The organism is Halomonas sp. (assembly GCF_034520545.1).
GTDB lineage: Bacteria > Pseudomonadota > Gammaproteobacteria > Pseudomonadales > Halomonadaceae > Halomonas.
In genome coordinates, this window is record NZ_JAXHNN010000010.1 from 728,449 (window position 1) to 747,922 (window position 19,474).

At 65.8% G+C, this 19,474-nt stretch carries 18 protein-coding genes; 3 read left to right on the forward strand and 15 right to left on the reverse strand.

The annotated features are described in order from the left end of the window. Nucleotides 1–63 precede the first annotated feature (63 nt). The 9 genes from murB to U5L98_RS12105 are packed head-to-tail and all read right to left on the reverse strand — an operon-like array spanning nucleotide 64 to nucleotide 8,800. The gene (gene murB, locus U5L98_RS12065; protein WP_322558533.1) at nucleotides 64–1,083 is read right to left on the reverse strand and encodes a UDP-N-acetylmuramate dehydrogenase; all 1,020 of its coding nucleotides are present in this window, start codon (nucleotides 1,081–1,083) and stop codon (nucleotides 64–66) included. Next, on the reverse strand, nucleotides 1,080–1,556 hold the full coding sequence (locus U5L98_RS12070) for a low molecular weight protein-tyrosine-phosphatase (RefSeq protein WP_322558534.1): 477 nt from the start codon (nucleotides 1,554–1,556) through the stop codon (nucleotides 1,080–1,082). Before U5L98_RS12070 ends, murB begins: the two co-directional genes overlap by 4 nt. Next, a complete protein-coding gene (gene kdsB / locus U5L98_RS12075) occupies nucleotides 1,556–2,341 on the reverse strand; it encodes a 3-deoxy-manno-octulosonate cytidylyltransferase (RefSeq protein WP_322558535.1) in 786 nt (261 codons plus the stop codon). Before kdsB ends, U5L98_RS12070 begins: the two co-directional genes overlap by 1 nt. A gap of 9 nt (nucleotides 2,342–2,350) precedes the next feature. After that, complete coding sequence (locus U5L98_RS12080; protein ID WP_322558536.1) at nucleotides 2,351–2,560, reverse strand: Trm112 family protein; 210 nt, start codon at nucleotides 2,558–2,560, stop codon at nucleotides 2,351–2,353. Between the two features lie 20 nt (nucleotides 2,561–2,580). Beyond that, nucleotides 2,581–3,588 (reverse strand): tetraacyldisaccharide 4'-kinase, encoded by a 1,008-nt coding sequence (gene lpxK, locus U5L98_RS12085; RefSeq protein WP_322558537.1) that lies wholly within the window; start codon nucleotides 3,586–3,588, stop codon nucleotides 2,581–2,583. A gap of 3 nt (nucleotides 3,589–3,591) precedes the next feature. Continuing rightward, a complete protein-coding gene (gene msbA / locus U5L98_RS12090) occupies nucleotides 3,592–5,331 on the reverse strand; it encodes a lipid A export permease/ATP-binding protein MsbA (RefSeq protein ID WP_322558538.1) in 1,740 nt (579 codons plus the stop codon). Beyond that, nucleotides 5,328–5,750 (reverse strand): biopolymer transporter ExbD, encoded by a 423-nt coding sequence (locus U5L98_RS12095; RefSeq protein WP_322558539.1) that lies wholly within the window; start codon nucleotides 5,748–5,750, stop codon nucleotides 5,328–5,330. Before U5L98_RS12095 ends, msbA begins: the two co-directional genes overlap by 4 nt. Continuing rightward, on the reverse strand, nucleotides 5,747–6,460 hold the full coding sequence (locus U5L98_RS12100; RefSeq protein ID WP_322558540.1) for a MotA/TolQ/ExbB proton channel family protein: 714 nt from the start codon (nucleotides 6,458–6,460) through the stop codon (nucleotides 5,747–5,749). The genes U5L98_RS12095 and U5L98_RS12100 overlap by 4 nt, the downstream gene beginning before the upstream one ends. A gap of 39 nt (nucleotides 6,461–6,499) precedes the next feature. Then, entirely contained in the window at nucleotides 6,500–8,800 is a 2,301-nt protein-coding gene (locus U5L98_RS12105) for a DNA internalization-related competence protein ComEC/Rec2 (RefSeq protein WP_322558541.1), read from the reverse strand. Nucleotides 8,801–8,931: 131 nt separating this feature from the next. Here U5L98_RS12105 and U5L98_RS12110 point away from each other — a divergent pair, with 131 nt between their 5' ends. Beyond that, nucleotides 8,932–9,474, forward strand: coding sequence for a DUF2062 domain-containing protein (locus U5L98_RS12110; protein ID WP_322558542.1), 543 nt, complete (start codon nucleotides 8,932–8,934; stop codon nucleotides 9,472–9,474). A gap of 63 nt (nucleotides 9,475–9,537) precedes the next feature. Here U5L98_RS12110 and U5L98_RS12115 read toward each other — a convergent pair whose 3' ends face one another. Together U5L98_RS12115 and U5L98_RS12120 are read right to left on the reverse strand one after the other, a co-directional pair. After that, entirely contained in the window at nucleotides 9,538–10,275 is a 738-nt protein-coding gene (locus U5L98_RS12115; RefSeq protein ID WP_322558543.1) for an ABC transporter ATP-binding protein, read from the reverse strand. Continuing rightward, on the reverse strand, nucleotides 10,268–11,509 hold the full coding sequence (locus U5L98_RS12120) for a lipoprotein-releasing ABC transporter permease subunit (RefSeq protein WP_322558544.1): 1,242 nt from the start codon (nucleotides 11,507–11,509) through the stop codon (nucleotides 10,268–10,270). Before U5L98_RS12120 ends, U5L98_RS12115 begins: the two co-directional genes overlap by 8 nt. Nucleotides 11,510–11,660: 151 nt before the next feature. Between U5L98_RS12120 and U5L98_RS12125 the strand changes: the two genes are divergently transcribed. Both U5L98_RS12125 and U5L98_RS12130 read left to right on the forward strand, forming a co-directional pair. Beyond that, nucleotides 11,661–12,704, forward strand: coding sequence for an agmatine deiminase family protein (locus U5L98_RS12125; RefSeq protein WP_322558545.1), 1,044 nt, complete (start codon nucleotides 11,661–11,663; stop codon nucleotides 12,702–12,704). 207 nt (nucleotides 12,705–12,911) lie between these two features. Then, the gene (locus U5L98_RS12130) at nucleotides 12,912–13,814 is read left to right on the forward strand and encodes a carbon-nitrogen hydrolase (RefSeq protein ID WP_322558546.1); all 903 of its coding nucleotides are present in this window, start codon (nucleotides 12,912–12,914) and stop codon (nucleotides 13,812–13,814) included. A gap of 153 nt (nucleotides 13,815–13,967) precedes the next feature. Here the strand turns inward: U5L98_RS12130 and U5L98_RS12135 are convergent, their stop codons facing one another. The 4 genes from U5L98_RS12135 to U5L98_RS12150 form a co-directional block, all read right to left on the reverse strand. Next, a complete protein-coding gene (locus U5L98_RS12135) occupies nucleotides 13,968–14,915 on the reverse strand; it encodes a Nudix family hydrolase (RefSeq protein ID WP_322558547.1) in 948 nt (315 codons plus the stop codon). Nucleotides 14,916–14,999: 84 nt separating this feature from the next. Continuing rightward, complete coding sequence (gene argJ / locus U5L98_RS12140) at nucleotides 15,000–16,229, reverse strand: bifunctional glutamate N-acetyltransferase/amino-acid acetyltransferase ArgJ (protein ID WP_322558548.1); 1,230 nt, start codon at nucleotides 16,227–16,229, stop codon at nucleotides 15,000–15,002. A gap of 46 nt (nucleotides 16,230–16,275) precedes the next feature. Beyond that, complete coding sequence (secA, locus tag U5L98_RS12145; protein WP_322558549.1) at nucleotides 16,276–19,011, reverse strand: preprotein translocase subunit SecA; 2,736 nt, start codon at nucleotides 19,009–19,011, stop codon at nucleotides 16,276–16,278. Nucleotides 19,012–19,083: 72 nt separating this feature from the next. Continuing rightward, nucleotides 19,084–19,440 carry a hypothetical protein gene (locus U5L98_RS12150; RefSeq protein WP_322558550.1) on the reverse strand — a complete coding sequence of 119 codons (357 nt, stop codon included), beginning with the start codon at nucleotides 19,438–19,440 and terminating at the stop codon, nucleotides 19,084–19,086. Between the last annotated feature and the right edge of the window lie 34 nt (nucleotides 19,441–19,474).

The window sequence follows — 19,474 nt, forward strand, 5'->3', positions numbered from 1 at the left end:
GACAGCGCCCGCAGCCATGGCTGCGGGCGCTATCGTGTCGGGGCCGGAAAGGCCCCGGCAGGATCAATCCGGCTCGGCGAGTCGCGGCTCACGCTCCAGCATCACACCGAAACGTTCACCCACGGTGTCGGCCACCCGACCGGCGAAGTCGAGCAGCTCGTCTGCCGTTCCTCCACCGAAATGCACCAGCACCAGCGCCTGGCGCTCATGCACGCCAAAATGCCCCCGTCGCCAACCCTTGAGGCCACACTGATCGATCAGCCAGCCGGCCGCCAACTTGACCCGACCCTCGGGCTGGGGGAAGTGCGGCATCGTCGGATGATCGTCCACTATCCGACGGGCCAAGTCGGCCTCCACTACGGGATTCTTGAAGAAGCTGCCGGCATTGCCCAGCACGGCCGGGTCTGGCAATTTCTCGCGGCGGATCGCACAGACGGCCTCGGCCACGTCCAGGGCCGAGGGCTGGGGCCCGACTCGGCCTGACAAGTCGCCGTAGCCAAGACGAGGATTCGGCGTGCGCGACAGGCGCAACACCAGACGGGTGATCACTACTCGTCCGTTCAGCACACCCTTGAAGACACTGTCGCGATAGCCGAAGGCACACTCCTCAGGCGAGAGTACCGCCTCGCGACCATCGTCGAGATGGACCAGATGCAACGCCTCGATGACATCACTGAGTTCCACGCCATAGGCGCCGATATTCTGGATCGGTGCGGCGCCACAGTGCCCGGGAATCAGTGCCAGATTCTCGGTGCCCCATAGGCCCTTGGCGGCCAGCGCCATGACCAGTTCGTGCCATACCACCGCGGCCTCGGCATGCACGAGGACCGAGTCACCCTGCCCCTCCTCCAGCCACCAGTGGCGCATGGCCGGGCGAACAACCAGGCCCGGGAGCCATGCCGGCAGGATCAGATTGCTGCCACCCCCCAGCAGGGTCAGCGGCCAACCCTCGTGGTGGGCCAGGTCCAGCGCCTCGCGCAGATCGCCGACGCTTTTCGGCGCGATGAAGCGCTGCGCCTGACAGGGCAGCCCCAGGGTGTTGGCCAGGGAGAGGTCGTGAGGGGCTCGAAGCGCCAGGCTCAAGGCCCGGGCTCCAGGCGCGTTTCGATCTCCTCCAGCAGGCCCAGGGAGGCCGCCTCGATCAGGTCCAGCACCTCATCGAAGCCCCGATCACCGCCGTAGTAGGGGTCGGGCACGGCGCGGTCAGGATAGCCGGCATACTCCAGAAACAGCCGTGCCGGGACCTGACTCTGGGGCGGACGCCGTGCCTCGATGGCCGCAAGGTTGTCATGGTCCATGGCCAGCAGCACGTCGAAGCGTTGGAAGTCGTCGTCGTCGAGTTGCCGGGCGCGAAGTGCCGAGAGGTCGATGCCACGGCGAGCGGCTGCCTCGCGTGCTCGTGGGTCCGGCGCCTTGCCCACGTGCCATGGGCCGATGCCGCAGGAATCCACCCCTACCCGATGGGCCATCCCGCGTTCGTCGAGCAGGCGGCGGAACACGCCCTCGGCGGTGGGGGAGCGGCAGATATTGCCCAGACAGACGAATAGCACACGCATCACAGATCTCCCGGTTGCAGCATCAGCTCGCGGACTCGTGCCAGGTCCTCTTCGGTGTCCACCCCAGCCGGATGCGGCACCCGCGACAGGGCCACCTGAATGGCATGACCATGGTGCAGGGCACGCAACTGCTCGAGCTGCTCCAGGCGCTCCAGCGGTGAAGGGGGCCAGTCGCGATACTCGGCAAGGAAGCTCGCCCGATAGGCATAGAGGCCAATGTGCCGCAACCAGGCATCGGTCTCGAGCAAGTCAGGGCGATGGGCAAAGGCGTCCCTGTCCCAGGCCTCTCTATCCCAAGGAACAGGCGCCCGCGAAAAATACAGGGCCCGACCGGAGAGCGCACGTACCACCTTGACCGCGTTGGGATTGAAGAGCGTCTCGACATCGCTGATCGGTTCGGCAAGGGTGGCAATGGAGGCACCGGGGTCATCGAAGAGCCGCGCCGCCACCTGATCGATCAGCAGCGGCGGGATCAGCGGCTCGTCACCCTGGACATTGACCAGCACCGCATCATCGGCCAGACCCAGTCGCTCGGCCACCTCGGCCAGGCGATCGGTTCCCGAGGGATGATCATCGGCGGTCAACAGCACCTCCGCGCCAAAGGGAGTCAGTGCCTCGGCGATGCGACGATCATCGGTTGCCACCACCACCCTAGCGGCAGCGCTTTCTCGGGCCCGCCGCCAGACGTGAACCACCATGGGCTCGCCGGCGATCTCGGCCAGCGGCTTGCCGGGCAGCCGTGAGGAGGCGAAGCGTGCCGGGATGACGGCAATGAACTCCTGCATGGGACCCCCTCAAGTCTCGCCGCTGCGTCCGGGAGAGTCGTGCAGCTTCTCGTCGACGTCCATCGCTCGAGCTTCCTCGGGCAGCATCACCGGGATGCCGTCGCGAATCGGGTAGGCGAGACCATCATAGCGGCACGCCAGTTCACCGGCCTCGCGGTTGTACTTCAATTTGCCCTTGCATAGCGGGCAGACCAGCATCGCCAGCAGTTCCTTGTCCATGACTCCCCCTCGGATGGGTTTCATTGGGTTGAGAGTGATACCAGCCGCGTCTGCAGCCAGTCGATGAAGGTAGCGTCGGGCCAGGCTTCCACTTCGAGGACCCAGGTGTCGACGGGCGCCAGCCCGCGACACTTGACCGCGTCCTTGGCCGTCATCACCACCGGCCGCTGATCAGCGAAGTCCAGGTCGGCCGCCGTGAAGCGGTGGTGGTCGGCGAAGGCGTGGGTGATCGATTCCACGCCCAGCTCTTCCAGGGTTGCGAAGAAGCGCGCCGGGTGACCGATCCCGGCCACGGCATGTACCGGGCCGGAAAAAGGAAGTGGCGTGGGCGGCACTCGCCGCCCGTCGCCCAGGCGACGCCAGGCTGACGGCGCCAGGGTCATGCCATGTGCGCCGGCCGGCGGGACGAAGGCCGGCTCGCCGTTGATCACCACGGCATCCACACTCTCGAGACGCGTCAGTGGCTCACGCAGCGGCCCCGCCGGCAGGCAACGGCCATTGCCGAAACCACGCCGGCCATCCACGACAGCGAGTTCCAGGTCACGCCCCAGCGCCAGGTGCTGCAAGCCATCATCGCCTATCAGGATATCGCACCCCGCCGCCAACAGTCGCCTCGCGCCTCGGACGCGGTTCGGGTCGACCACTACCGGCGTTCCCGTCTGGTCTGCCAGCATGCGAGGTTCATCGCCACAGGCGGCCACTGGCGTATCGGCATCCAGCAAGAGTGGATAGCGGTCGCTGCGACCCCCGTAGCCCCGCGAAAGGATGCCAGGCGACCAGCCCCGCTCGGCGAGAAAGCGTACCAGCCAGGCCACCAGCGGTGACTTGCCGGTGCCACCCAGGGTGATGTTGCCGACCACGATCACCGGCACCGGCGCCTGCCAGACGGACCGTCTGCCCGCTGCATAGGCCTCGGCACGGCGCCTCACGATCAGGCGATAGAGGGCCTCGAGCGGTCGCAGGGCGACAAGCCAGACATCGCCGCGATAGGCTGCTGCCAGACAGCGCTCGCCGAGACGGCCCGCCATGGATCAGACAGGCTCCTGGAATTGCAGACGATGCAGCGCCGCATAGGTCCCGTCCCGGGCGAGGAGTTCGGCATGACTGCCCTGCTCGACGACCTCGCCCTGTTCGAGCACCAGAATACGGTCGGCCCGCTCGATGGTCGAGAGACGGTGAGCGATAACGAAGGTAGTACGCCCCCGGCAGACCTCTTCCAGGGCCGCCTGGATATGGCGCTCCGACTCGGTGTCCAGTGCCGACGTCGCTTCGTCGAGCACCAGCAGCGGCGCATCCTTGAAGATCGCCCGCGCGATGGCAAGGCGCTGGCGCTGGCCGCCGGAGAGCATCACGCCATTCTCGCCGACCAGGGCGTCGTAACCCCCGGGCATGCGCTCGATGAACTCGTGGGCATGGGCAGCCCGCGCCGCAGCCTCGATCTCCGCTGGATCGGGATCGTCGATACCATAGGCGATGTTGTCGGCGATACTGGCATTGAACAGGGTGACCTGCTGGGAGACGAGCGCAATCTGGCGGCGCAGCGGTTGCAGGCGGAACGCCTCCAGCGGCACCTCATCGATCAGGATTCGCCCCGCGGTCGGCTGATAGAAGCGAGGTAGAAGACCCACCAGGGTCGACTTGCCGCTGCCGGAACGGCCGACGATGGCGATCATCTCGCCGCTCGCCACCTCGAGGTCGATGCCCTTGAGTACCTCGGGCTGGTTTTCGCCATAGGCAAAGCGCACCCCTTCGAAGCGCACCCGGCCGGCGAGACGACCAGGGTCACGCGTGCCCTCGTCGTCCTCCGGGGGCTCCTCGAGCAGGCCGAAGAGCTCCCCGGCGGCAGCGATACCCTTCTGGATCTCGCTGTTGATCTCGGTGAGCTGCCTGACCGGCTTGGCCATCAATGCGGCGGCGGTAACGAAGGCCACGAACTCGCCGGGCGTCATCGCATCCAGCAGGGTCGGCGACATGGCCAGCCACACCAGCAAGGCCAGCGATAGCGCCACCAGCAGCTGGATCACCGGTGTGCTGGTGGCCTTGGTCAACGCCTCCTTCATGCTCTGGCGGCGGTTCACCTCGCTGGCCTCGGCAAAGCGCGCCTTCTCGTATGCTTCCGCCCCGTGGGTCCGCACTACCCGATAGCCGGAAAGCGCCTCGGAGGCCACATGGGTGACATCACCCATTGAGCGCTGGATACGCCGTGAAATGCGGCGGAAGCGCTTGCTGGCATAGCTGACCACACCGCCGATCAGCGGTGTCACGGCCAGGAACAGCAGGGTCAGCATCCAGTTGGTCCACAGCAGGTAGGCCACCAGACCGATCACGAAGAACCCCTCGCGCAGCAGGATAGTGACTGCCTTGGTGGCTGCCCCGGTGACCTGCTCGACATGGTAGGTGACACGCGAAATCAGATGCCCCGTGGAGTGGTCGTCGAAGAAACGACCCGGCAGATGCAGCATGTGATTGAAGACATCACAGCGCAGAACGTGAACCAGGTTGCGCGCCACGCTGCTCATGAAGTAAGTACCGAGGAAGGTACCAAGCCCGCGAGCAGCGAACATGCCCACCACGAACAGCGGCAGGAAGAGCCGGAAGGCGGCATCGGGATTCTGGATACCATCGATGAGCCGCTTCATCATTTCTGCCAGGGCGGTACTCGAGGCGGCATAGATGGCATAGCCGAATATCGCCAGGGCAAAGGCCCGCCAATAGGGCTTCACGTAGCCCAGCAGACGCTTGTAGAGGATCCAGCCGGAATGTTCGATCACGGTATCTCCGCTTGAGGGGTTGATACCGCCGTGGTGGCGATGCGCACGTGACGGATCTCCAGGCCAGCGGCACGGTCCAGGACCCGCACCACGTCGGCGTGAGCGGCACGACCATCGGCTTCCACCACCAGGCCATGCTCGCGAGCCTGCTCGGCCTCGGCGGCCAGCGCCTCGCCCAGCATGCCGGCGTCATGGATCTGCTCCCCCAGTCGGTATTCACCCTCGGCTGTGACCACCAGGGTCACCGGCGATGCCTCCATGTCCTGGCCACTCTGACTCTCGGGGAGCTCGAGTTCCAGCGCCTGACGAGTCTCGAAGGTGGTTGAGACCATGAAGAAGATCAGCAGCAGGAAGACCACGTCGATCAGCGGAGTCAGGTTGACCTCCACCGGTTCGCGTCGCCGCCGGGGAAACCTCACGGCTGCTTAACCCTCGGCGCGATGCGCCCATCGGCCTCAAGCTGCTCCTCGCTACGCTGACCGGGCTGCGACTCGCCGCCGTGTCGCTCGGCCAATACCAGCTCGCCAGGATAGTGGGCGAGGTACTCGACCACCTGGCCGGCCTGCTCCTCCATACGCACCGTGATGTCCTCGACCCGGCGCTGGAAATAGCGATGGAACATCAGCGACGGGATAGCCACGGTGAGGCCTGCCGCGGTGGTGACCAGGGCGCGGGAAATACCACCGGCCAGATCGGCGGTGCGGCTGGCCCCGTCGCCTGTGACGATCACCGCGAAGACCTCGATCATGCCCACCACGGTGCCCAGCAGGCCGATCAGGGGCGTGATGGCGGCAATGGTTCCCAGGGGGCTCAGGAATCGCTCCATGTCGTGGATAACGGCGGTGGCCGCCTCATGAAGACGCGCGCGCACCTGCTCGTGGCCGAGGCGAGCATTGCGCAGCCCGGCCGCCAGCACACCACCTAGGGGGGAGTGTCCCTCCAGCCAGTAGAGATTCACCTGCCCCCGTGCCACCAGCTGACAGACCTCCTGTCCCAGTCCATAGGGAGCAATGCGGCGAGCTCTCAGTGTCCACAGGCGTTCGATGATGATCACCGTGGCCACTAGCGAACAGCCCAGCAGCGGTACCATCAACCAGCCGCCGGCGATCAGGGCATCCATCATGTCCATGCCGTTCCCCCTCGAGATGGACGGCCCGGAGGCCGGAAGTCAGTGAGGAGATTCTAACGCAAGGCAGCCAGCTTCGACACCGCCATGCCGCCAAGCGACCGGCCGCTCGGCAACAACACCTCGATCGCCAACCTCGCCGAGCCACAGGGTCACGGCTCCATCTCGGGCGGTACTCCACAAACAACTCCCGACGTCGCGGAATCGGCGCACGACACGGCCTGCCGGGTGGCCGAAGGGATTTTCACGCGCCGCACTGAAGACTACATGCCGCGGTGCCAGGCGCCGCACCAGCGGCAGGCCGGAACTGGTGGCACTACCATGGTGCCCGGCCACCAGCAGCGTCATCCTCGGAGGAAGCATGCCCAGCAAGCGTCGCTCGACATCACGCCCCACATCCCCGGTGATCAACAGGTGATGCTCTCCAACACTCGCCAGCAGCACACAGGAGCGATCATTGGACGAGAGCTCACTGGTCTCGTCCGGTGGCCAGAGAATGCGGAAGCTAACGCCGTCGCGTCGCCACGACCGTCCTGCCGTGCAGGCCTCGGCCAGCACGTCGAGAGCCTCGCCGGGTGGTGCCAGGAAGCGCGTCACCCGGTGCTGCTCGAGCAGGGCCGGCAGTCCGCCAGCATGATCCTGGTCACCATGGCTGACGATAACGTCGTCGAAGCGCTGTCCCGGTGGCCACAGTGACCCGAGTGGCATGAAGCCGGAAGCGAAGCGTGGTCCGGTGTCATAGAGCGCGCGATAGCGGGCTGTGCGCAGCTCGACCAACTGCCCCTGCCCCACATCGTGGACCCGGACCCGCAGCAGCCCCTCGGCAGGCACCGGAGACGACGAGAAGGAGACACTCAGCGGCACCATCAACAACAGCACCGTGCCGGCTAATCGCAGGCTCGTGACCAGGCCGGGCAACGCCCATAGCAGGGCAGCCAGGCCCAGCGCCAGCCCCAGCGGCACCACCTGCGACGGGTCCGGCAGCCAGAGGGGCAGCCATATAGCAGCCAGGCCCAGCAGCCATGCCAACCCGTCGACAAGCAGACCGAACAGGGCCCAGCACAATGCCGAAAGCGGCGGCAGCCAGGCGGTTAACCAGCCGAGCAGCCCCAGCGGCACCAGCAGACTGCTGACCAGGGGGACGGCGACCAGATTGACCAGCGGGGCCGCCGGGGCCAGGCGGTCGAAGGCCAACAGCACCGCCGCGGCCATCAGTGGTGCCAACAGCAGTTGGGAGCGGACCAGGGCCCAGAGCCAGCCGCTTACCCCTTGGGGACGCGCCCTGCCCTGCCAGATCAGGATCAGCAGCGCCACGGCGGCGAACGACAGCCAGAGGCCGGGCCGCCAGGCCGACAAGGGGTCGGCCAACAGCACCAGCGCCAGAGCCAGCCACCACGCCTGCCATGGCCCGGGGGCATGACGCCCGCTGGCCACCCACAGACCCACCAGGGTCATGATCATGGCGCGCAGTGCAGGGGGCTCCAGACCGGCCAGGCCGGCATATCCCACCGCCGACACCCCCGCCAACCACCAGGGCCAGACCGCCAGGCGCCAGACCCTCGGGGTGATCAGACGCGCCAGCCCTCGAGCCAGCCATAGCGAGAAGGCGGCCACCAGCCCCACATGCAGCCCGGAGATCACCATCAGGTGGGTAGTGCCAGTGGCATTGAGCAGGTCCCAGTCGCGTCGCTCCAGTCGCTCGCTGGCCCCCAGGGTCAGAGCCGCCAGCCAGCGCCGATGGTGTTCTGCCAGTTCCTGCTCATCGAGATGCGTCAGTGCCAGACGGCGCAGGGAAAGAGGGGCAGGGGCAAGACGGTGAGGGGGCGGGTCGCGGCGAACATAGCCGTTGGCCTGAATACCCTCCCGCCACAACCAGCCACGATAGTCGAAGGTACCAGGGTTGGCGAAGCCCGATGGCGGACGCAGACGAACCGTCAGCCGCCAGCGCTCACCGGGCATCAAGGCCGGGGCCGCGAAGAAGGAAAGCCGAACCCGCTTGAGGTCGTGGCAGTCGGGCAGTGTGTCTGACAAGGGGCGACACCCGGTGACCTCCAGTATCAACCGCGACAGCCTCTCGTCGCTTGCCACAGAGACAAGACGCCCCTCCAGCCGCAGGTCCTGTCGGGTCAGCCCGGGCGCAAGCTCCCCGGCCCGCACCATCAGCAGCTGGAAGGCCACCAGGGCCGCCACCGCAAGACCCATCGCGAGACGCGGACGACGCCCGGCCAGCACGGCCAGCAGAGCGAGCGCAAGAGCCTCGATGGCCCCCGGCACGGCAAGATGGCCCCCAAACACGCCGGCCAGCACGGCGAGTGCCAGGGGGATGGCAAGGCCCAGTTGCATAGCGTCGTCCCTGAACGGCAAGCATGGCAGCCCGCCAGCCCCACAGCACGATCACGTTGAGGGGCATCATGGCGAGACACGCGACTTCTATGGATAATAGCTCGGGTTTCGAAGCCGCGAGCCCATCGTCAATGCCGCGCCGACTGCTCCAGCGCTATCTGCCCCGCCCCGAGGTCCTAAGGCGACGGCGCTCCCTGCGTTTCGTCAGCCACCTGATCGGCAATCCCATGCTATGGGTTCTGACACGTCGTAGCGTGGCCAATGCCTTTTCAGTGGGGCTGTTCAGCGCCCTGCTGCCGATTCCCTTCCAGATGCTGGTGGCCGCCTTCGGGGCCTGGCTTGTTCGCTGCAACCTGCCGCTCTCCATCGGCCTGGTGTGGATCACCAATCCCCTGACGATGCCCCTGATCTTCTACGGCAATTACCGTCTTGGCGCCTGGCTACTGGACGTGCCGATCAGACAGACCCCGGACCGGATCTCCACTCGCTGGATAGCCGAACAGCTGTTGGACATCCTGCCGACTCTCGCTCTGGGATCCCTGGTCGCGGCCATAGGAATCGCGGCGCTGGCCAACCTGGTGATCCGTCTGGTGTGGCGCTGGCAAGTCTCTCGCAGCTGGAGGGCACGGGCACGCCGACGCCGGCGAAAACGGCCGGCTGCAAGGAAGGATTGAGGTCACCCACTCGGCGACCGACGTCTTAGTGCCGGCAGCGGCGCCCGTAGAAGGAAAGGGCATTCAGTCGGCATCTGCCCGTTCGACCAGTCGACCGCCATCGAGACGCAGAATGCGATCCTGATGGGCGGCAAGAGCGGGGTCATGGGTGACGATCACGAAGGCACAGGCTGCGCTGCTCGCCAGTTCGTCCATCAGCGCCAGGATACTCGCCGCCGTGGTCTGGTCCAGGTTCCCGGTGGGCTCGTCCATCAGTACCAGGCTGGGGTCGGTGACCAGCGCCCGGGCGATGGCCACGCGCTGACGCTCGCCCCCCGAGAGCTCGCCCGGCTTGTGGTCGGCCCGCTCGGCCATACCGACCCGCGCCAGCAGCTGACGGGCGCGCGCTTCGGCTACCCGCTTGCGCTGGCCGCGCACGATCAGCGGCAGAGCGGCATTCTCCAGAGCAGTGAACTCCGCCAGCAGATGGTGAAACTGGTAGACGAAGCCGATCCGACGATTGCGGAAGCGTCCCAGATCGGTGTCATTGAGCTCCAGCAGTGACTCGCCGGCGATGCGCACCTCGCCGTGGCTCGGACGGTCCAGCCCGCCCAGCAGGTTGAGCAGCGTCGTCTTGCCGGAGCCGGAGCTGCCGACCACGGCCACCCGCTCCCCGGCCAGTACCTGCATCGTCAGGCCATCCAGCACGGTGAGGTCCCGCGGCCCTTCGCGATAGACGCGAGTCAGGTCACGGCATTCGAGCATCACCTGTCCCGCTCGGGAAGGCGTGTCAGCTCCAGGTGTCTTGGCCGACTCACTCATAGCGCAGCACCTCGGCAGGTTGTACCCGGGCAGCGCGCCAGGCCGGATACAGGGTGGAGAGGAATGTCAGCACGAAGGCTGCGGAGACGATGTTGCCCACATCGCTCCAGATCAGCCGGGATGGCAGGTTGCTGATGAAGTAGACCCCGGCATCGAGGAACTGGATACCGAAGGCACCCTCCACCCAGCCGATGAGGTCCGACACGGTCCAGGCCAGCAGCACACCCAGGGTCACGCCCACCAGGATGCCGATCACGCCGATCGCCAGCCCCTGTACGATGAAGATCCCCATGATCGAGCGTGGCGTGGCGCCGATGGTGCGCAGGATGGCGATATCGGCCCGCTTGTCGGTCACCACCATCACCAGGGTGGAGACGATGTTGAAGGCCGCCACGGCAATGATCACCGTCAGCAGCAGGGCAATCATGCGCTTCTCCATCTGGATGGCCTGGAAGAGATTGCCATGCGAGTAGGTCCAGTCGAGCCCCCGGTAGCCGGCCCCCAGCTCATTGATGATCGCCCGGGTCTCGCTGCCGGCGGCGAAGAGATCGTCCAGCTCCAGGCGCAGGCCGCCGACCGCATCACCCAGCCTTGCCAGAGTCTGCATGTCATCGATGTGGGCATAGGCCAGGGAAGCATCCAAATCCGCACCGACGCTGAAGATACCGCTCACGGTGAAACGCTTGAGCCGCGGGAAGACGCCAGCCGGTGTAATAGAGGCCTCGGGCACCAGCAGCGTCGCCCGATCGCCCACGCCGACACCCAGACGTTGCGCCAGGATCGAACCAAGCACGATGTTCCACTCACCGGGCACCAGGTCGTCCAGGCTCCCGTGGCGCATGTTCTCGTCGATGATCGACACCCGACCTTCCCACTCGGGCTCGATGCCGATGACCATGGCACCCTCATTGCGCCCGCCCACCGAGAACATGCCCTGCTGCTCGACATAGGGGGCGGCGCCTATCACCCGCTCACGCTCCATGAGCCGCTCGGCCAGCGGCTGCCAGTCGGTGAGCCCGCCCGGCGCTTCGATCTTGGTGTGGGGCACCATGCCCAGTATTCGGGTTCGCAGCTCGTGGTCGAAGCCGTTCATCACCGACAGCACCAGGATCAGCACCGCGACACCCAGCATGAGGCCCAGCATGGACGTCAGCGAGATAAAGGAGATGAAGTGATTGCGACGCTTGGCGCGCACGTAGCGCAGCCCGATCAGGAAGGGAAGACGGTCGAACATGGGCACATTCCTTGTCGGCGGGCGCCCATGGTACGGTTTTTTGGCATCTGCTGCATCGCCGGCGCCGCGCGTTTGCGCGATCATTGCATCATTGCCAGCGACGACCTACATTGCGCCGGCACGCCCCCGACGACCTGCACGAGACCCGCCCATGGCCCATCGCCTACTCCCCGAATGGCATCCCCAGGATGCCGTGCAACTCACCTGGCCCAGCCCCGAAAGCGACTGGGCCCCGCTACTCGAACGCATCGAGGCGACGATGGAGGCCATGGTGGTTGCCATCGCCCGCTACCAGGCCGTGCTGATTGCCGTGCCGAATGCCGCGACCCGTAGCCATCTGGCGCAACGCTTCGCCTGCCTAGGCGTAGAGGTCGACCGCCTGAGGCTGGTAGTCGCCCCCGCTGACGACACCTGGGCCCGCGATCATGGCCCCATCGGCGTGGAGCGTGACGGCGAGACGGTCCTGCTCGACTACGTCTTCAACGGCTGGGGCGGCAAGTTCGAGGCCGAACGCGACAATACCCTGACGCACCGCCTGACCGATGGCGGCACCTTCACCTGCCCGATGGACGCCCATGACCTGGTGCTCGAGGGTGGGGCCATCGACACCGATGGCGAGGGAACCCTGCTGACCACCGAGGCCTGCCTGCTCAACTCCAACCGCAACCCCGATATGGACAGGGCGGCCCTCGAGGCACGCCTGAAGGTGGATCTCGGGATCACACGAGTGCTGTGGCTGGCCAACGGCCATCTGGAGGGCGACGATACCGACAGCCATGTGGATACCCTGGTGCGTTTCTGCGACCCGGCCACGCTGGCCTATGTCAGGTGCGACGACCCGGCCGATCCTCACTATCCGGCACTGAGCGCCATGGAGGCCGAACTGCGGGCCCTGCGCCGCAACGATGGCGAGCCCTACCGGCTGATCCCCCTGCCCTGGCCGCGTGCCTGCCATGATCCGGAGGACGGCCACCGACTCCCGGCGACCTACGCCAACTTCCTGATCATCAATGGCGCCGTACTGGTCCCGGCCTATGGCGATGCCGCGGACAGCCGAGCCCTCGCTGCGCTGGGCGAGGCCTTTCCAGGCCGCGACATCATCCCCATCGACTGCCTGAGCGTGATCCGCCAGCATGGCAGCCTGCACTGCCTAACCATGCAACTGCCCCAGGGCAGCCTGGCCAATCAGGCATGAAGGCTGTCTCAAAACCACAACACAGGGGCGCTGGGGACAAGTCGAAGAGGAGGTCCTGCGCCAGGGATGGCGTCGGTAGCGTACAGGGAGGTATTCACAGCGCCTCCTCGACGATCCGGCGCACCGGGACTTGTCGCCAGAAAGCCCCGATCGGTTGCGACAGCCCTGAGTAAAGCTGAGGGTAATTTGATACGAGGAGACTTCATCATGTCCCGCAACCTGAAGGTCGGCCTGGTCCAGCAGCCCGCCTGGCCCGACAAGGCCAGAAGCCTCGCCGAGAGTGAAGCCGGCATTCGCGAGCTGGCCACCGCCGGCGCCCAACTGGTCATGCTCCAGGAACTGCATGCGACCCACTACTTCTGCCAGACCGAGGACACCGAGGTCTTCGACATGGCCGAGCCGCTCGACGGGCCTACCGGAACATGGCTGGCGACCCTGGCAAAGGAACTCGACATCGTACTGGTGGGCTCGCTGTTCGAACGCCGCGCGCCCGGCCTCTACCACAATACTGCCGTGGTCTACGACCGTGACCGCGGCCGCGTGGGCCACTACCGCAAGATGCATATCCCCGACGACCCGGGCTTTTACGAGAAGTTCTACTTTACACCCGGGGACCAGGACGACGGCCGCGCCCAGGGCTTCCAGCCGATCGATACCTCCCTGGGACGTCTCGGCGTGCTGGTGTGCTGGGACCAGTGGTACCCGGAAGCGGCGCGACTGATGGCCCTGGCCGGGGCGGAACTGCTGCTCTACCCCACTGCTATCGGCTGGCATCCCCATGACGACAGGGAGGAGATGAACCGCCAGAAGGATGCCTGGACCCTGATCCAGCGCAGCCACGGCGTGGCCAATGGCCTGCCGGTGATCGTGGCGAACCGGGTTGGCCACGAACCTGACCCTTCCGGCGCCACGCCGGGTATCGACTTCTGGGGGGGGAGCTTCATCTGCGGCCCTCAGGGCGAGTTGCTCGCCCATGCCGGCCAGGAGGCGGAACGGATGCTGGTGACGCTGGACATGGCACGCAGCGAGGACGTCCGGCGCATCTGGCCCTACCTGAGGGACCGCCGGATCGACGCCTATGGGGATCTCACACGACGATATCGGGACTGACCGCGCTGCGCGCGAAGCCGTAAGCCGTAAGCCGTAAGCCGTAAGCCGTAAGCCGTAAGCCGGGCTGACCTGAGCCTGGAAAACACGACACCCCCACAAGCCTAGGCCGATGGGGGTGTCTTACAGCTTAAAGCTTACAGCTCTAAGCTGGGGTTATTTCCAGAAATCGCGGATCGAGGCGATGCCCTGGGCGCCCACGGCGCGGGCATGATGCGCATCGAATCGTGTCATGCCGCCCAGGGCGAAGACCGGCATGCCGGCGCGCTCCACCAGTTGCTGGAAGTCATGCCAGCCGATCGGCGCCACCTCCGGGTGGGAGGGGGTGGTGCGCAGCGGCGAGAGGGTCACGAAGTCGCATCCGATACGACGCGCGTGATCCAGCTGCTGAAGATCGTGGGTCGAGGCGGAGAGCCACTTGCCTTCGGGCAAGGCACGACGCTCCAGGCTCATCAGCCGGTCGCTGGTCAGGTGGATGCCGTCAGCCGCCACGACCTCCAGCAGCGACGGCTCGCCATTGAGCATCAGGCGGGCACCCCGCTCATGGCACAGCACCTGGGCCTGCTCGGCGCGCTTCAGGTAATCCGCCTCATCCAGCGACTTGGCACGCAGCTGGACCAGACGCACCCCGTCCTCGTCGAGGGCACGGACCAGCCGCTCAATGAACTGATCCTCGCTGGCCTCCTCACCGGTGATCAGGTATTCGGTGGGGAGCATGACCGCACGCAGGATCGGCAGGTTCGCCGCCGGGAAAGGATAGTTCACCAAGTCGGCCATGGGCACCCAGCGCACCGCCTGCCCTTCGCGACCAAACGGCTCGCCGGCGAAATCGTGCACCTGCCACACATCCAGCAGGATATGCTTGTCGGAATATTCGTGGTGGATGCGAATCAGCGGCTGCGCACGCCGGATTTCGACGCCGAGCTCTTCGTGAAGCTCGCGTTTCAGTGCTTCCAGGCCAGTCTCGTAAGGCGCCAGCTTGCCGCCGGGAAACTCCCAGAGCCCTCCGTGATCGACGCTGGAGGGACGACGGGCAAGAAGCACCTCGCGGCCATCGGCACTGATGATGGCGGCCGCTGCCACATGCACCCTTCTCTTCACCATTGCGTTCATTGACTCCTACCCGCTGGTCCACGCGGCCTTGGCACCGCGCAGGGTTGCTGTCTGGCTGCCGACCGTCACCGCCGGTCAGCTACGATAGTCGGCATTGATGGTCACATAGTCGTGGGAAAGGTCCGAGGTCCACACCGTGGCGGACTGCTCACCGCGCCCCAGGGCGATGCGGATGAGGATTTCCTCGCGGGCCATCACCGCACTGCCTGCTGCCTCGCTATACCCCGAGGCGCATCCGCCATGCTCGACCAGGCGCACCTCGCCAAGGTCGATGGTGATCCGGTCCACATCGAATTCCTCCACAGGTGCGCGCCCTACCGCCGCCAGAATCCGGCCCCAGTTGGCATCACTGGCATAGAGGGCCGTCTTGACCAGCGGTGAATGGGCCACGGTGAAGGCTACGTCCAGGGCCTCGCGACGACTGCGTGCCTCATCGACCTGCAGAGTGACGAACTTGGTCGCACCTTCACCGTCGCGAATCACCGCCTGGGCCAGTTCCGTCATCACCCGCTGCAGGCCGTTGCGGAAGATGGTCAGAGCCGTCTCATCGGCCACCACGGCCCCACGACCGGTGCTGATCAGCATGCAGGCATCGTTGGTCGAGGTATCGCTATCGACGGTAATGCAGTTGAAGGAGCGATCCACCGCCTCACGCAGCAGCTGATCGAGCAGTCCCGGCTCCAGGGTTGCGTCGGTGGCCACGAAGGCCAGCATGGTAGCCATGTCGGGACGAATCATCCCCGAGCCCTTGACGATGCCATTGAGGGTCACCGTCTCGTTACCCAACGCCAGGGTCACGCTGGCACCCTTGGCCCGGGTATCGGTGGTCAGGATGCCCTCGCCGGCCTCTCGCCAGGCGGTGGCACCGTCGTCGAGGGCCTGCAGGGCCGGAGGCAGACCTGCCAGCAGGCGCTCCATGGGCAGCCGCTCACCAATCACTCCGGTGGAGAACGGCAGCACGCTCTGCTCGCCCACCCCTGCCAGCCGTGCCAGCTCGGCACAGGTGGCACGGGCGTCCCGCAGGCCTGTCGCGCCGGTACCGGCATTAGCGTTGCCAGTGTTGATCACCAGGTAACGCGCCCCTTCACCGCGAGCCGTGCAGGCGGCCAGGTGCTCGCGGGCCACCGTCACCGGCGCCGCGCAGAAGGCGTTGCGAGTGAAGGTACCCGACACCCTGGCCCCATCGGGAATCTCGATCACCACCAGGTCCCGGTGATCGGGCTTCTTGATCCCGGCCATGGCGGTGCCCAGCCGCAGCCCCTCGATAACCGGCATCTCCGGAAAATGTGTCTTGCCCACTGCCATCGTTTCGTCTCCCGTCCCGACTGGGGGTGACCCCCGGTCCGTCGCCTCAGCTCAGCTTGCCGCAACATTGCTTGTACTTCTTTCCCGACCCGCAGGGGCAGGGATCGTTGCGACCGACCTTGGGGCCTTCGCGACGCAACGGGCGACCATCGGCACCCGGGGCCGGGGAAGGCTGGGCATCATCCTGTTCGCCGGCTGCCACCGACAGCTCGTTATGAAGGCTCGCCGCGCCGGCCTTCTCTCGCTCCAGCGCCTCGCGGCGCTGGCGCTCCAGGGCCTCGACCTCCTCGGGACGACGCACCTGGACATGGCTGAGGATGCGAGTCACGTCGGCCTTGATGTTGGTCAACAGGTTCTGGAACAGCTCGAAGGCCTCGCGCTTGTACTCCTGCTTGGGATTCTTCTGCGCATAGCCACGCAGGTGGATACCGCGCCGCAGATGATCCATGGACTGCAGGTGCTCCTTCCAGCGGGTGTCGAGCACCTGCAGCATCACCTGCTTCTCGAAGCGGCGCATCAGCTCCTCGCCGGCCTCTGCCACCTTGGCCTGGTAGGCCTCGCGATGCATCGCCTGCAGCCGCTCGCGCAGTTGCTCCTCGTGGAAGCGCTCGTCCTGCTCGGCCCATTCGACCACCGGAGCATCGAGGTTGAACTCGCTCTTCAGGTGATCCTGGAGACCGGCCAGGTCCCACTGCTCGGGTAGGCTCTGCGGGGGCACGAACTCGCTGATGGCGAGATCCAGCACCTCCTCACGAATGCCCATAACGCTGTCCGAGACATCCTCGGCACCCAGTATCTGATTGCGCTGCTCGTAGATGACACGACGCTGATCGTTGGCCACATCGTCGTACTCGAGCAATTGCTTACGAATGTCGAAGTTGCGGCCCTCGACCTTCTTCTGCGCGCGCTCAACGGCATTCGAGACCATCTTATGCTCGATCGCCTCGCCGTGCTCCAGCCCCAGTGCCTTCATCATGCGTTGCACCCGATCAGAGCCGAACAGGCGCATCAGATTGTCTTCCAGGGAAAGGAAGAAACGCGTCGACCCGGGATCGCCCTGGCGACCGGCGCGACCACGCAACTGGTTGTCGATGCGCCGAGACTCGTGGCGCTCGGAGCCGATCACATGCAGGCCACCGGCCTCGAGCACCGCCTCGTGGCGGGCCTGCCACTCGGCCTTGACCTTCTCGACCTGGGTTTCGGAAGGGCTCTCCAGCTTGGCAACCTCTGCCTCCCAGTTGCCGCCAAGCACGATATCGGTGCCACGGCCGGCCATATTGGTGGCGATGGTGACGGCCCCGGGACGACCGGCCTGGGCGATGATCTCCGCCTCGCTCTGATGCTGCTTGGCGTTGAGCACATTGAATTGCATGCTGCCCTGCTTCATCAGGTCGGCCAGGTACTCGCTGGTCTCGATGGAGGCGGTACCCACCAGCACCGGACGCCCGGCCTCGGTCTGGGCCTTGACGTCCTCGATGATCGCCTCGAACTTTTCCTCGGCGGTGAGGTAGACCAGATCGTTGAGGTCCTCGCGGATCAGCGGACGATTGGTGGGGATCACCACCACATCGAGACCGTAGATCTGGCGGAACTCGAAGGCCTCGGTATCGGCCGTGCCGGTCATGCCGGAGAGCTTGTCGTAGAGGCGGAAGTAGTTCTGGAAGGTGGTCGAGGCCAGCGTCTGGCTCTCGCGCTGCACCGGCACGCCCTCCTTCGCCTCCACCGCCTGATGCAGACCTTCCGACCAGCGACGCCCCGGCATGCTGCGACCTGTGTGCTCATCGACGATCACCACCTGGCCATCGTTGACAATGTAGTCCACGTCGCGATGATAGAGATGACGAGCGCGCAGCGCCGAGTGCATGTGCTGCAGCAGGTTGAGGTTCTGGGCGGCATAGAGGGAATCCTCCTCGCCCAGCAGCCCCTCGCTACGCATCAGTTCCTCGATCTTGCGGTGGCCGACCTCGGTGACCTCCACCTGTTTCTGCTTCTCGTCGAGGATGAAGTCGCCGCTCTCCGGATCCTCCTCGTCACTGCACACCACGAGGTTCAACGCCAGACGATCGACCACCCGGTAGAGCTCGGTGTTCTCGTCCACCGCCCCGGAAATGATCAGCGGTGTCCTTGCCTCGTCGATCAGGATGGAGTCGACCTCGTCGACGATGGCGAAACACAGGTCACGCTGAACTTTCTCCTCCAATGAGAAGGCCATGTTGTCGCGCAGGTAGTCGAAACCGAACTCGTTGTTGGTGCCGTAGGTGATGTCGCAGGCATAGGCGTGGCGCTTCTCTTCCGGCGCCTGACCGGCAAAGATCACGCCCACCGAGAGTCCCAGAAATTCGTAGAGCGGACGCATCCACTCCGCATCGCGGCGTGCCAGATAGTCGTTGACCGTGACCACGTGCACTCCCTTGCCTGGGAGCGCATTGAGGTAGACCGCCAGTGTCGCCACCAGCGTCTTGCCCTCGCCGGTCTTCATTTCGGCGATACGGCCGCGGTGCAGGGTGATGCCGCCGACCATCTGCACATCGAAATGCCGCATGCCCATGACGCGCTTGCTGGCCTCACGCACCGTGGCAAAGGCCTCCGGCAGCAGGGCATCGAGGGATTCACCGCCCTCCAGGCGCTCGCGCAGCGTCCCGGTACGAGCCTTGAGAGCGTCCTCGTCGAGGCTCTCCAGCTCGGTTTCCAGGCCGGTGACATCTTTCACCTGGTGGCTCATGCGCTTCACTTCGCGGTCGTTCTTGGAGCCGACCACCTTGCGTAACAGATTGTTGATCATGAAAGGTCCAGTAACTGCGTGTGGCATCGCGTCGTGGACAGCTGCCCACGACCTCTCCGAGGGGTATCGCCATCAAAGGCATGGAGGACCACGACGCGTCAGGACATCATGCGCGGCAACCGGGTGACAGGATGCGAGGGCGGGACGCCCGACTGCCCTTGCCCTAATCCTCGCCCAGCGAGCAGCTCGCCGAACCCAACGCACCAGGGCCCGACGACGAGCACGCAGGCGGGAGCGCACACGCAGCAGCACCGGCACCAGGATACTGACCTGGGCGGCACGCTCGACAAGGCGCAGGGATTCAACCTGGGCCAGGCCTGCCGGCAGCAGGCACCCCACTAGCAGTCCTGCCAGCCACCAGCGAGTCGAGCGGCGCTTGCGCCGGCTCACATGGGACCCGGCACCGTTGTCGGTAATGGCGGCTGGCATGCTGTCGAGGGCCTCCCCTGCGTGCTAGGCTCTA